Origin of the sequence: Solibacillus sp. FSL K6-1554, assembly GCF_038005185.1 — a bacterium.
In the GTDB taxonomy this organism is placed as follows: domain Bacteria; phylum Bacillota; class Bacilli; order Bacillales_A; family Planococcaceae; genus Solibacillus; species Solibacillus silvestris.
Genome location: NZ_JBBOSS010000001.1, coordinates 3,831,090 through 3,845,103 on the forward strand (window position 1 = coordinate 3,831,090; position 14,014 = coordinate 3,845,103).

Consider the following 14,014-nt stretch of genomic DNA (forward strand, 5'->3'; position numbering starts at 1 on the left):
CTTTTTGCTATTCTTTAAGCTTTTTATTCGGCCAGTATGACCACTTACCAAATACCGTAATAAGGGCTGGTACGAGCAATGGACGTACGACAAACGTATCAAGCAGTACCCCAACCGCTGTAACAATACCGAATTGTACTAATAGCTGAATTGGTAATGATGCCAATACTAAGAATGTACCCGCTAAAATCAGACCCGCTGACGTAATAACTGCACCTGTTGAAGCAATACCATTTGAAATAGCTTGCTTATGCGCAGCGCCGCGTTTACGGTTTTTCCATATATCAGAAATCATAAAAATATTATAGTCGTTACCTAATGCGATAATAAATACGAAACTATATAGCGGAATCGAACTTGCCATTGCTTCGTGTCCTAAACCGTAATGGATGATCAGCCAACCTGCACCTAAAGCAGAGAAGAAGGATATCACTACTGTTACCATTAATTGAATTGATGTAATTAGAGCTCGTAAGTAAGCTAATAATACGATGAAAATAATAATAATCATAACAGGCTGAATAATGTTTTCATCGCCCGACTGAACAACTTTTGTATCTAGTTGAGAGCTTGTTTCGCCCCCTATCCAGAATTGGCCGTCTTTCAGATTGCTATCCGCAAGAATTCCCTTAACATCGTCTTTCATTTGCTCAACATCATCCATTGCTTCATTCGAATATGGATTTTTATCCAAATCGATTTCATAAAGTTGGATATTGTTATTTGTCTCACCTGTACGCATTTCTTTTACTACACCGACATATGGAAGCCTTAACAGTTGCTCTGTAATGTCCAGATCAGTACCTTCACTGTCTATTAATAACTGAACCGGTGCCAATTCACCTGGTGTAAAGTTTTCTTCAATAATTTTAAATCCTTCACGTGAAGGCATATCTTCAGGGAATGAAGATATTAAATCGTAATTGTATTTAATATTTGTGGAAGCGAATGCTAAACCGATTAAAACCGCTCCCGCTACAATAATGACAAGCCATGGTTTTGATGTAACAAATTCACCAATCGCACGCATATAACGGTGATTTGGTTTACGTGGTTTATATGGTTTGTTTTTCTTTTCTGCATTCGCTTTTTCAGCTTCCTCCGTACGAGGAACAAACGGCCAAAATGCTGCACGGCCTAAAATGCCAAGAACGGCAGGGAGCAATGTAACTACTGCAAATCCTGTAATTAATACACCAAAGCTGAATGGAACGGCAAAACGCTGGAATGCGCCATAATCTGCCAATGCCAATGTCGCTAAACCGATTACAACTGTTAAACCACTCATTACAATTGCGCCTGTTGATTCACGAACAGCCGATGCCAATGCCGTAAATTTATTATCTTCAGTCAACAATATGTCTCGATAACGTGTAATTAAAAATAAACAATAGTCCGTACCTGCACCAAACAGTAAAACAATCATAATCGCTACCGCTTGCGCATCTTTATCGATCCATCCATTTTCAGCCATCGCACCCAGTAAAGGACTTACAACTAAATATGCAATCCCTACTACTACTAACGGGATAATCGCTAAAATTGGCGAACGATAAATTACTAATAAGATGACTAAAATTATAATTACAGTGGCAATCATAAGTTGTACGTCAGCTGCTTTGAAAAGATCCGTCGCATCAATTGAGATACCAACCGGTCCAGAAAATCGGGCATGAAGTCCTTCATCTTCCAAGTTTGTATCATACGGATTTTCACCGAATTGGCTTTCTGTACGTTCTTGAATAATCGCTAAATTTTCTTTTAAAACATCTGAGTTTTTCTCAGTTGAGAAGAAAACAGGTGTGACAAGTGCTGCACCGTTCTCAGAAAGTGAACCCATTAATGCTGTAACGGGAAGTTCATGGAATGGCGGAATTGTTTCCTGCCCATCTAACGGCTCATCTGCCAGTTGTTTGTATAACCCTTGAATATTTGTCAGATCTTCTTCTGTAAGACCTGATTCGTTGTACCAAGTAATTAATAGTGGTATACCACTATCTGACGAGAATTCTTCTTCCATAATGTTTCCTGCTTGAATCGAAGTATAAGTATCAGGGATTTCATCACCCGAATAGTTTTCAACACTATTAACTTGCGGGAAGATAAGTGCAAACACAACCGCAAACATAATCCATAATGCAACAACTATCCAACGTGTTTTTTTACCGCCCATTACACTTCCCCATTTTTCCAATGGATGTTTAGCCATAACATAGCCCCCCTCTTCTTCTTTTTAGCTCTCCAAATATTACAAGGTACTCATGACATTTTATGGTACCCTTAACTCAAGTTATACAAACATTGTACAATATACGAAAAACATTTGACAAGTACTTTCTTTTTCGGTTGAATAGAGTTTAATAAAGGATCACTTTAGGAGGTGGTAAAATATGACTAAAAAGACTTATTCGATACAACAAGTATCCAGCTTAACAAATCTTTCTAAACAACTGATCCGAAAATGGGAAGATCGCTACCAAATCATTCAACCCGATAGATTAGACAATGGCTATCGAGTGTATACGGAAGATGAAGTTCAGACGTTAATGCAGCTGAAACAATATATAAATAGCGGTATGACAATCAAACAGGCGGTAGATCACTACATTAAAAATAAGGATATACCAGAAGCAGACCCTGTATCATTCTTCCACAAAGCACTGATCCAGGCTGGTACAGAAGCAAATGAGCATGAAATTTTGCATTTGCTAGAACAAGCCCACCATAAATTCGGAGTAGAGAAGCTGATTCAGGACATTGTCGTTCCCTTCCTTCATGAAGTCGGACAGCTATGGTGTGAAAAAGCATGGGGAGAATATCAAGAAGCTATTAGCAGTCAAACAGTGCGTGACTTTTTAAGCCACATTCGTCGACACTTTTTTGTTCCGGACGATGCGCCACTCGCGTTAGGGAGCTGTCTACCTGGAGAGAGACATGAAATCCCAATGCAAATTTTGCTTATTCAATGTATGTTGCGAGGTTACCGTACATTAATGCTCGGTCCTTCACCTGCTCCAACAGCAATACAATCTGCCATCGCCCTGAAGAAGCCGGCTATTGTTTTGCTAACCGGATCAACTGAGATTGCATACAACGAATTTGCCCAATCCGTTCACACACTCGAAAAGTTAGCACAAGTTCACGAACATATTTCATTTTTTATAGGGGGTGCAGGTACAGAACAATTTTATGAACAGTTCCAATTAAAAGCATTAAAATTAGCACGAACAATTGAGGATATCCTTCCTCCCGCTAACCTTTAGGAATATTGTATACTGAGCTCACTGTATTTTCCATTTACAGCGAGCTTTTTTCTGCTTGTTTCCAGGAATCAAAAATTGACCACTTTGCTTATTCGCAAAATGGTCAATCTTTAGACTGTCTATACTGTTTTTTGAGTTTTAATTTTACGCATCTTTCGTTTCATCCGGCTGGTTTTTACGCTCACTGCCTGATGTCGTTTTTGTGTTTGCATTATGTTTCTCATCTTTTACTTGATCATTTAATTCTTCCACCGGGATTGGATCCACAAATTTCATTTCCTCATCTATATCGAAAATGCTTTCCTTTTCGGTATTTAATAAATCCGGATTATCAAGCTTTTTATGCTTTATTTTATCGTCTCTCATTGATAAAAGCCTCCTTTTCGAATAGTCTCCTATCCTTTACCCGAAAAAAGAGATCGTTACACTTTTACTTTCAAATACATGTTTTCTTAACTTTTAAAATCTAAGCCTTTCTCTGCCAACGCACGTTTTAATGTGGGCAATGTCGCAGGTCCAATACCATGCAATTTTAAAATTTCTTTTTCCGTATAATCAGCAAGCTGCGCCAACTCGGTAATCCCTGCGTTTATCAGCGCATTACATGCAGGTGAGGATAAGCGAGATAAAAATCCTTCTGACGGTTTATTCTCCTGCTCACATTTAGGGCATGTTCCACAATCAGTACTTTTATAATACCGATGCCCCACCGGACAAATGCGCAATGTCCTTTCCCTTTTCACCATTCCCATCAACTCCTCTTTCAGTTAAAGTTTTATCTACCCTTCATTATTCTACCGTTCAAAAAAATCCGTTGCACGATTTTACGTACAACGGATTTCAATTTATGCTTTTACAAAATCACGTGAATCAACATTTCGAATCATATAGTCAAATGCCCCTAAAGCTGCTGTTGCGCCAGAACCCATTGAAATGACAATTTGTTTATACACCGTATCCGTGCAATCACCTGCAGCAAAGACTCCCGGAATATTTGTAGCCCCGTGGTTATCTACAATAATTTCACCATGCGCATTCATGTTTACCGTCCCTTTAAGGAACTCTGTATTTGGCAATAAACCAATTTGAATGAATACACCTTGTAATTCAATATGTTTTTCTTCACCAGTAGCAACGTCTTTATACATTAAACCATTCACTTTATCCGTTCCTGTAATTTCAGTAGTTAAAGCATTCGTAATGACTGTAACGTTTTTTAAACTGTAAACGCGCTCTTGTAACACTTTATCCGCCTTCAACTCACTGTTACGCTGTATTAGCGTAACATGATTTACAATACCTGCTAGGTCAATAGCCGCTTCTACACCAGAGTTACCGCCACCGATTACCGCTACATCTTTCCCTTTAAAAATCGGACCGTCACAATGCGGACAATACGCAACACCTTTATTTTTAAATTCTTCCTCACCAGGCACCTCTAGTTGACGATAACGAGCACCCGTAGAAAGGATAACTGTTTTCCCTTTTAATACCGCGCCATTTTCTAACGTTACTTCAATAAAATCTTTTTTCTCGATCTTTGCAGCACGTTGGGATTTCATCACATCGATATCATAGTCTAATACATGCGCTTCTAAGCTTGATACAAATGCCGGACCTTCTGTTGCCTTTGTTCCAATAATATTTTCGATCGATAACGTATCGTTAACTTGACCACCGAAGCGATCGGCTACAATACCTGTACGAATCCCTTTACGCGCCGAATAAATAGCGGCTGCAGAACCGGCAGGACCGCCACCTACTACTAATACATCAAAAGCTTCTTTATCTGCAAATTCCGAGCCGTCTGATACTTCACCTAACTTTGTTAAAATATCTTCCAGCTCCATACGACCACCACCGAAGTTTTCGCCGTTTAAATATACAGTAGGCACCGCCATAATATCTCGCTCTTTAATTTCAGATTGGAATGCTCCACCTTCGACCATCGTGTTCGAGATATTCGGATTTAAAACCGCCATAATGTTTAAAGCCTGCACTACATCCGGGCAGTTGTGACAAGTTAAACTTACATACGTTTCAAACTTCAACGGCTGTTTGATCGCCTGAATACGCTTTACAACTGCTGCATCAATTTTTGGTGCACGTCCTGAAACTTGTAAAAGCGCTAAAACTAATGATGTAAATTCATGACCAAGTGGTAACCCGGCAAATGTAATACCAGATTCTCCTTCGCCTACTTTATTAATACTGAAACTTGGTGTACGTTCTAATAAAGCATGTTGCACCGTAATACGAGGAGACATCTTTTCCAACTCTTCAACTAAATTGAGCATTTCTTGCGATGTCTTGTCGTCATTAACGCTCACTTTAATTAATAAATCACCTTCCAGCATTGATAAATACTGTTGTAATTGCGCTTTAATTTGATTATCTAACACTGCACAAGCTGCTGTATGAACCCCACTTACCGTTCTCTCCCGAAAAATAAGCGGCCATTCTCTCTCTAATACAGCAAACCCTTCACCTCTTTCATATTAAATTAGAAGATAGAGAGCTTACCTTTCTTTTCCCTATTTAAAAACAGAGCGACAAAAATCAAGCCGTAACGGTTGTTTTTTGTCGCTTACTTGTTGTTATTTAATTACGCAAAGGCGTAATTGATTTCTTAGATTTTACCTACTAAATCTAAGCTTGGTGTTAAAGTTTCGCCGCCTTCTTCCCATTTAGCTGGGCAAACTTCACCTGGATTGTTACGTACATATTGAGCTGCTTTAATTTTGTTCACTAAAATCGAAGCGTCACGGCCGATGCCGCCAGCATTAATTTCTAATGCTTGTACAATACCGTCTGGATCGATGATGAATGTACCGCGCTCTGCTAAACCATCTTCTTCGTTTAATACGTCAAATGCCTTAGAAATTGTATGAGATGGGTCGCCAATCATGATGTACTCAATTTTGCCAATTGTTTCAGAAGTATCGTGCCATGCTTTGTGAGTGAAGTGTGTATCAGTCGATACTGAGTAAACTTCCACTCCTAAAGATTTTAAAGTAGCATATTCGTTTTGTAAGTCTTCCAACTCTGTTGGGCAAACGAATGTGAAGTCTGCTGGGTAGAAGCATACTACTGACCATTGTCCTTTGAAGTTTTCTGAAGTTACGTCGATGAATTCACCTTTTTGGAATGCTTTCGCTGCGAATGGTGCGATTTCTTTACCGATTAATGCCATTTTAAAATTCCTCCTATACATATATCAATGAAATAATTATTATAAAATAATTATTATTACCATCTAGAATTATCTTATATTAGTAATATTTCGTCAACCTTCAGCGACCTAAATTCATGGAATTCTTCTTTAAAACCTACAAATTAATGTCACACAGTAAAGCATCAATATTGTTAATACAAGAAAATCGTCCTTTAAAATAAAATTTTGTCTATAATACATTATTTTTGTATATTTCATTTTAATGGAGATAATTATCCTATAACTAATATTCTTCCCTCACACTTTAACTGACAGCTAGTACTCTTTCTAATAGTTGCCATTCTCGATTAACATATGATCCTTCTTATAAACGAGAAAAATAGACATTTCTTCTCTCGATATTACCTTACAAATAAAAAGGCCTATGCAGAAAGCTTTCACTTCCTGCATAGACCTTTCTTTAATTAATTTGTAAATGACAGCACAGCATTTTTGTATTTCGCTAAAAATGCAGCAGCCTCGCTTTTCGTTGTGTACTCGAACATACGAATGTCATTTGGATTATTGAACACTGTTACTACCCACATATTGTTTCAGCTCCTTTTAAAGTCTTTATTTTGTATATGATAAGATTGCATTTGTATATTTTTCTAACTTGGACGTCGCTTCATTTTTTGTCGTATATTCGAATATACGGATATCGTTTATATTGTTAAATACCGTTACTACCCACATGTTTCATTCTCCTTTTTTATAAAACTGTATTATAAATAGTCGATTGTTCCGTGACAGTTGCAAATTGTTATATAACACTCTTTCTGTTTTCTATTTTACTCTAATTTATTTAAAATGAAACCTTAAAATCCTTCTTTTCACAATGTGTTCATAATTTATCTGATTTCTTTGAACACTTTGTGAAGGTCCTGGATTCAAGGTTTTAAACAAAAAACAGAAGAATAAACAGTAAGCCAGCAAGTTCTGTTCTAGTACAGAATAATAACGCTTACATATAATATTGCGTTCATATTCAATTGGCCATTTTTTCATTTTCAATACTGAATGAAAATAAAAAAGGAATGTATAAAATTATACATCCCTTTCCCATTATGCTTTCCGCTGAATAATACCCATTGCAGTATTGGTCCAACGTTCTACTTCGGCTTGTCGGTTTGGATCATTGTTCGCTTTCTTCATAACCTTCGCAGTCGCATCATGTGAGACATCACTCACTTGGTTTAATACATCACCTGTATGTTTGATAGATTGAATGACAGACTGGACAGATTCTTTTTTAAATTCGATATCTGCTTTCATACGATCGACTGTTGTTGTTAATTTTGTTGTTTCCGTTTGAATTGGGTTCAGCTGTTTTTTCATTCCTTCAGCATGTGCCAATAACAGAGTTACAACTTTTTTTATCGGTCCAATTACTGCAACAATACAGACGATTAACAGAACTACAGCAATTCCTAATATAACGAGAGCTGCTAAAAACCATGGATTCATAAAATATGCCTCCTTATTAAAATTCCTTTATTCCTTACTTATACCCAACTTACTCCTAACAATACACTAAATACTTTGTCATGTAAGTTAAAAAGAAACGGAAAATTTCATTTAAATATGTCTGCTTTTATAGATAACGTCTTGCACCTGAATAGTTCTTTTTGTAAACACCGTTGTTCATCGATTCGATTTTTACTTTTGATGCGTAATGTGGTGCATGTAACATTTTACCGTCACCGATATAAAGTCCAACATGGTACACTTTCCCTTTGCCGCCATTATACGCAAAGAATACAAGGTCCCCCGCCTTTAAATTCTTCTTTGCAATGGCTTTCCCACCAGTTGCCTGATAGAATGAATCCCTCGGAATCATGATGCCGTGTGTACGGAATACTGCATATAAAATACCCGAGCAGTCATAGCCCCACGAAGAGGTTCCTGCCCATAGATACGGTAAATCCAAATAACGCTTCGCTTCATTAATAATTGTAGTAGCTGTCGGTTTTGGAACTTCGCTATAGGATGTATGCGATTTGGCTGCACTTTTCTTTAATAGTTTAACCCCGTCACCTGGTGTCTCTACATAATAATATTTCGCAGTCTCATCAATGACCGGCAAAATTGTTGCATAGCTAATTTGTAAATATTTTGTTTTCGCATCTTTTTCTAATAGATTCGTTTTATCTGCAGTAACAATCGCAATGGAACAGTCATCATAGTTTTTATTCGTTGCCACAACATGAGACTGTGGAACCCATCCAGGATAACCTGCTTTTAAATACGGTACATATTGATCTTTTGCCGCAATACGTTGCCATTTTCCTTTCGTTTCAAGCAACGTTACTTCATCGCCATATAATGCCTGGGTATCCGTACGTCCAACGAGCCATTTCTTTTGCGACAGGCTTAATGATGAAATCCATTTTTGCATTTCTACCGGATTTTTTGTCGAAGGGTAATCAACAGCACGTGCCTGGTTAGGTTTATTCCATAAATTCGTTACTGCGACATCGACTACATAACGTTTTTTCGCCTCTTCTTTTACACAGCTTTGGAACACAGGCTGTTCAGGTTCGGTAGGTCTTAGTGATGGCTCAACTATTCTTGCAAGATACGAAATAAAATTCCCGCGCGTCATCATATCACTTGGATTGAACTTTTCGTTTTTTGCCGGGAATACAATTTTGTTTGCTACTAAAGCTGCAATCGCAGGTGCTGCACTATGATTTTTTGTAATATCCGTATATGGAATGGCTGTCTGTCCAGATAACTGAAACGCAGGTGCCAATATTTTCACCGCCTGTGCACGCGTTAATTTTGCATCCGGATTAAACTTCCCTTCATACCCTGTCATCATCCCAAGCTCAGTAATTGCTGCAATGACAGGCATTCGAGGATCTTCTGTCGGAATGTCTAAATATGTAGGAATTGCACTCATTTCTAAATCGATTTGCAGTGTGTGTACGATAAACTCCGCCACTTCATACCGCGTAATTGGATCATCGGCACGAAAGGTACCATTTGGCGATTGTATTACTCCACCTAAATTATTTAACACTGTAAGCTCTTTACTAAGTTTAGAGTCACTTTTCACATCCGTAAATATTTGGGCATAGCCTGTATTTGCCGCAGCTGCAACCAACAGACAAATTACCCCAAATTGAATTAAAACTTTCCTGATCATATTCATATTCCTACGCTCCATTTTCCCTTAGCCCCCTATAGTATTAAATTTTACCTATAATTGTATGGTTTTACCTTTCTTTCTAAATATAATAGTATTTATTGTAATTTTTTTCTATGTTATTTCGTCACTATTTTTAGATTTTTACAAATTTTTATTATTAAGCCATATTTAATTGGTTCATTTTTAGTTGGAATTTTTTCACGTGAAACATAATGTGACAACTTTCGCTAATTTAGCACATTATTTTTTTGTACTACAGGCTCCTTTTAGTTAACAGCGAATTTATTATATTAATATTTTTCAAACGTTTTTATTGCATGTTACGTTACGTCAGCTTTTATACTACATATAAGGAGTGAGGAATATGTATTCAATCGGGGAATTTTCTAAAAAGACCGGCATTACAATTCGGACTTTACGTTATTACGGAGAAAAGGGTTTACTAAAACCTGCCCGTATTTCTGAAGGCGGTCAGCGCTATTATAATGACGCTAATATCATAACTGTCCAAAAGATTGTGACTTTCAAATATCTTGATTATTCTCTAGAGGAAATTAAAGAGCTGCTCAAAAAAGATGATTCTTTGCTCCAATCTTTGGAACATCAAAAATTGCAGTTACTAAAGAAGAAAAAGCAGCTGGAACAAATGCTTGCAACAATTGATACGGCTATTCATATCCATCAGGGAAATATGGCCGTTGATTCTACTACATTACTGCTCGTTATTCACAGTTTACTGACAGAGGATGCGCAAAAGGATTATTTGAGGCAATATATTTCGGAGCCGCTTATTGAACGTATATACAATTTTCTAGATATAAATTTTATCGAAATAAATCGACGTTATATTGAAAGTCTCCACGAAATTAAGCAGGCTTATCAGGCTCCACCGGAAGACACGATGCTAAAAGAACTGATCGAACGGCTATTTTCTATTATTCCGCAAGAATTAACCAAAAGTATTGCACAGGAATTTGAAAAGCATGCAACCGTAGATTTTGATAATTGGCTTTTTGCGATTCCGCTTACTAGTGAAGAAGAAAATTGGCTATTGGAGCAAGCCGCAAGATTGAACATATTAGAGGAGGTTATTACATGAACGTTAAACTAAAGCAATTATGGGAACTCATTAAAAAAAGTAAATTCCCCAAAAAACTCGTCATCGTTGTTTTTGTATTAAGTATTATCGAAACACTTGCTTCGCTTGCTGTACCATTATTTACAATGAATATGATCAACGATTTTTCGACGACAGGTTTTGCATGGACAGCGGTCACTGCCGTTGCACTTATTTTAGTCGTCCAGGCGGTTCTTAGTGGTTTTACCTATTTTCTAATGCGTATGCTCGGTGAACGGATTGTTGCGAATTTACGAAACACACTTTGGCAGCATATTTTATATTTAAAAACGCCTTACTTTGATGCACACGAATCCGGTGAAACGATGAGCCGTATTACACAAGATACGAGTGTCGTAAAAGAACTCGTGACCGACCATCTCGTAAGCTTTGTATCGGGCATTTTTTCTATTATCGGCGCGATTGCCATTTTACTGTGGATTGACTGGAAAATGACTCTGCTTATGTTAATCGCCGTACCTCTTGCAATTTTTGTGACATTGCCACTTGGACAAAAAATGCATAAGATTGCCAAGGCTAATCAGGATGAGCTTGCTTCATTCAGTGGACACCTGGGACGTGTGTTATCTAATATCCGACTTGTAAAATCTTCGCAAACCGAAACTTTGGAAAAAGAACGGGGTGAAACTCGCATTGAGCAGCTTTACCGATTTGGTTTAAAAGAAGCGAAAATCCTGGCTATTTTATCCCCGATCATGACATTCATTATGATGATTGTCCTAATACTTTTATTCGGATATGGGGGCACACAAGTATCTTCAGGAGCGATTTCTTCAGGGGAGCTTGTTGCGATAATGATTTACCTTGTGCAAATCATCATTCCTTTTACACAAATGGCAACATTTTTTACAGCATTACAGAAAGCACTTGGTGCAACAGAACGTATTCAAGCAATCATTGCGCAGGCTACCGAAAAGATATCCGGCCTTTCAATTCCTGCGTCTGCACAAAATATTATTTTTCAAAATGTAAAGTTTCAATATGCTGACCAGCCCATTTTAAAAGGAATGAACTTTACGATTCCCTCTGGCAAAACAACGGCATTTGTTAGCAGTAGTGGCGGCGGGAAAACGACGATGTTTTCATTAATCGAGCGTTTTTATGAAGCAACAGAGGGCAAAATTTTATATGGGCAGACAACTATTGAACAGTATGATTTATACGAATGGCGGAAACTGTTTGGCTATGTGACGCAAGACGCCCCCCTTATGAATGGCTCGATCCGTGAAAATGTTTTGTATGGTCAACACGATGCAACAGACGACCAAGTTGTGGAAGCATTGCGGGCAGCATATGCCTACGATTTTGTAATTGCACTTGAACAAGGACTCGAAACCGAAGTTGGTGAAGGTGGCATTAAATTATCAGGCGGCCAAAAGCAACGGATTGCAATTGCCCGTGCGATTCTACGCGACCCTCAAATATTATTGCTTGATGAGGCGACATCGAATTTGGACAATGAATCTGAACGTGAAGTCCAGCTTGCTTTACAGGCATTGATGAAAAACCGAACGACTGTCATTATCGCACATCGTCTTTCTACAATTACAAATGCCGACCAGATTTTACTATTTGAAGACGGGCAGCTGTCAGGCGCAGGTACACACGCGGAGCTTATTAACTCACATTCATACTACAAGCAGCTATGGTCTAAAATGCAAGTGATTTAGCATGAAAAGTGCTCGAAGGAAACTTCGCAGCACTTTTCCCCCTATAGAAAAACACGTCAAAAGTTAATTTACTTTTGACGTGCTGTATTTCATTTCTAAGCTTTCAATTGAGCAAACTGTATATGCTTACAATGTTTTTTCAAGATATCCAATACTTCATTTAAAAAACTAATTTCATCTTTTTCAACCATCCAGGCGTTTTCATCATGCTGAGCAACATAGGTACTGCTTACATATGGAGCATTTTCTGCTGTAATGAGACGCACATAGCCGAATGTCATACCGGCTTCCTTGTAATCGACTCTCAATATGTCATTGTATGAAATTGTTTTCATCCGAGGCTTTGATTTATTTATAAATAGAAACTTTTCGCCAGCATAGTCAATTGTTATATCCGTTTTATCAAGCGACACCTTATAGCCACCAAATAATTTAAAGCTAAATATTTTCATCGTTAACGACTCCATTTCAACTATCATTAGTTTTATTATACGGATTGTACCGATGAATTTCTAACTTTTACATAGATTACTGTGCTAAAAGATCCTCCACCGTAATTTTCCCATTGCTCGTTTTTAATTGAATTGTGTGTTCTTTAGTGCCATGGGAATAATGCGATGTTTTTTCATTATAAATGGATACGGATCCCCATGCTGTCCAACTATCAATTTCAATATTTTGAAGTTTTCCTTCTGTACTTAATATGATTTGCCCATTATCAGATACAAAATTTAATGGTGATTGAACAGATTTTAGCTGAGCAACAATTCGGCCATTTCGTGACTGCGCATGAATTTTGCCTACCACATTTTTAATCTCAACACGTCCGTTATCAGATTCCAACTGAAGCTCTTGACCCATTACATCCTCTGCGATAATCCGGCCATTATTGGAACTTGCTTTAACATGTTCAATGTTAGTTTCTGTGAGCACCACTCGCCCATTAGCCGAATGAGCATCAAGAACTTTCCCTTGAATATGGTCTGTTAAAATACGGCCGTTATCTGATTTTAAATAAAATTGCTGTGCGATAGTTTCAGACACCTTAATCCGTCCATTGTCATTATGAATCACAAGCTTTTCATACTGTTTTTTAGGCAGATAAACCACTGTATCTATTGTATTGATCGTCCCTATTATCGTAATAAACCAAAAACGGCGGACCTGCTCCTGACGCTTTATAGAGATGAAAAGTGTGTCATCTTTTATTAGCATGGACGCTTCAGTCAACTGGTCCTTATCCTTTGTCTCAATAAGTGCCTCGTCAGCGTCAGTTGGAACAATTACAACATTCACACCATTAGCCTCAATATCTACATTTCGATACGGAATTGGCTTATCATTTTTCATAACCGCCACATTTTCCATAAAGTCTTCTTCATCATATGAAACAAGGAGCTCTTCAGCCAGCTCTTCAATATTTCCGAATGATTTTATAATTTCTTCAGTTGTCTTTCCTTCTGCACGGCCATTTTCGAAGTATTCTTCAAAGTCTCTGCGTATGTCATCTCTTTCTTGCTGTTGTAATTTTACTAAATGGTTATCAAGTAAATCTAAAAACTGTTGTTCATTCAT

General features: G+C 37.7%; 14 protein-coding genes. 3 read left to right on the forward strand and 11 right to left on the reverse strand.

Annotated elements, in window-relative coordinates:
- Nucleotides 1-7: 7 nt before the first annotated feature.
- Nucleotides 8-2,209 (reverse strand): MMPL family transporter, encoded by a 2,202-nt coding sequence (locus tag MHB58_RS19050; protein ID WP_065216116.1) that lies wholly within the window; start codon nucleotides 2,207-2,209, stop codon nucleotides 8-10.
- Nucleotides 2,210-2,390: 181 nt separating this feature from the next.
- Between MHB58_RS19050 and MHB58_RS19055 the strand changes: the two genes are divergently transcribed.
- Nucleotides 2,391-3,263 (forward strand): MerR family transcriptional regulator, encoded by an 873-nt coding sequence (locus MHB58_RS19055; RefSeq protein ID WP_014822486.1) that lies wholly within the window; start codon nucleotides 2,391-2,393, stop codon nucleotides 3,261-3,263.
- A 144-nt stretch (nucleotides 3,264-3,407) separates the two neighbouring features.
- Here the strand turns inward: MHB58_RS19055 and MHB58_RS19060 are convergent, their stop codons facing one another.
- The 8 genes from MHB58_RS19060 to MHB58_RS19095 form a co-directional block, all read right to left on the reverse strand.
- Nucleotides 3,408-3,629: a hypothetical protein gene (locus MHB58_RS19060; RefSeq protein ID WP_014822485.1), complete on the reverse strand. Its 222-nt coding sequence runs from the start codon at nucleotides 3,627-3,629 to the stop codon at nucleotides 3,408-3,410.
- An 86-nt stretch (nucleotides 3,630-3,715) separates the two neighbouring features.
- Complete coding sequence (locus MHB58_RS19065) at nucleotides 3,716-4,009, reverse strand: RNA polymerase alpha subunit C-terminal domain-containing protein (RefSeq protein ID WP_340735835.1); 294 nt, start codon at nucleotides 4,007-4,009, stop codon at nucleotides 3,716-3,718.
- Nucleotides 4,010-4,108: 99 nt separating this feature from the next.
- The gene (gene ahpF, locus MHB58_RS19070) at nucleotides 4,109-5,665 is read right to left on the reverse strand and encodes an alkyl hydroperoxide reductase subunit F (protein ID WP_008405890.1); all 1,557 of its coding nucleotides are present in this window, start codon (nucleotides 5,663-5,665) and stop codon (nucleotides 4,109-4,111) included.
- A gap of 227 nt (nucleotides 5,666-5,892) precedes the next feature.
- Entirely contained in the window at nucleotides 5,893-6,456 is a 564-nt protein-coding gene (ahpC, locus tag MHB58_RS19075; protein ID WP_008405891.1) for an alkyl hydroperoxide reductase subunit C, read from the reverse strand.
- Nucleotides 6,457-6,902: 446 nt separating this feature from the next.
- Nucleotides 6,903-7,025, reverse strand: coding sequence for a hypothetical protein (locus tag MHB58_RS19080; RefSeq protein WP_008405892.1), 123 nt, complete (start codon nucleotides 7,023-7,025; stop codon nucleotides 6,903-6,905).
- 25 nt (nucleotides 7,026-7,050) lie between these two features.
- Nucleotides 7,051-7,173: a hypothetical protein gene (locus tag MHB58_RS19085; protein ID WP_008405893.1), complete on the reverse strand. Its 123-nt coding sequence runs from the start codon at nucleotides 7,171-7,173 to the stop codon at nucleotides 7,051-7,053.
- A 369-nt stretch (nucleotides 7,174-7,542) separates the two neighbouring features.
- Nucleotides 7,543-7,944, reverse strand: a complete 402-nt coding sequence (locus MHB58_RS19090; RefSeq protein ID WP_014822483.1) for a DUF948 domain-containing protein — start codon at nucleotides 7,942-7,944, stop codon at nucleotides 7,543-7,545.
- Between the two features lie 127 nt (nucleotides 7,945-8,071).
- The gene (locus MHB58_RS19095; protein ID WP_340735836.1) at nucleotides 8,072-9,649 is read right to left on the reverse strand and encodes an NlpC/P60 family protein; all 1,578 of its coding nucleotides are present in this window, start codon (nucleotides 9,647-9,649) and stop codon (nucleotides 8,072-8,074) included.
- A 346-nt stretch (nucleotides 9,650-9,995) separates the two neighbouring features.
- Here MHB58_RS19095 and MHB58_RS19100 point away from each other — a divergent pair, with 346 nt between their 5' ends.
- Both MHB58_RS19100 and MHB58_RS19105 read left to right on the forward strand, forming a co-directional pair.
- Nucleotides 9,996-10,730 (forward strand): MerR family transcriptional regulator, encoded by a 735-nt coding sequence (locus MHB58_RS19100; protein WP_014822481.1) that lies wholly within the window; start codon nucleotides 9,996-9,998, stop codon nucleotides 10,728-10,730.
- The gene (locus MHB58_RS19105; RefSeq protein ID WP_340735837.1) at nucleotides 10,727-12,439 is read left to right on the forward strand and encodes an ABC transporter ATP-binding protein; all 1,713 of its coding nucleotides are present in this window, start codon (nucleotides 10,727-10,729) and stop codon (nucleotides 12,437-12,439) included. The genes MHB58_RS19100 and MHB58_RS19105 overlap by 4 nt, the downstream gene beginning before the upstream one ends.
- A gap of 95 nt (nucleotides 12,440-12,534) precedes the next feature.
- Here MHB58_RS19105 and MHB58_RS19110 read toward each other — a convergent pair whose 3' ends face one another.
- Nucleotides 12,535-12,891 carry a hypothetical protein gene (locus MHB58_RS19110; RefSeq protein WP_065216111.1) on the reverse strand — a complete coding sequence of 119 codons (357 nt, stop codon included), beginning with the start codon at nucleotides 12,889-12,891 and terminating at the stop codon, nucleotides 12,535-12,537.
- Nucleotides 12,892-12,967: 76 nt separating this feature from the next.
- On the reverse strand, nucleotides 12,968-14,014 hold the full coding sequence (locus tag MHB58_RS19115) for a DUF4097 family beta strand repeat-containing protein (protein ID WP_340735838.1): 1,047 nt from the start codon (nucleotides 14,012-14,014) through the stop codon (nucleotides 12,968-12,970).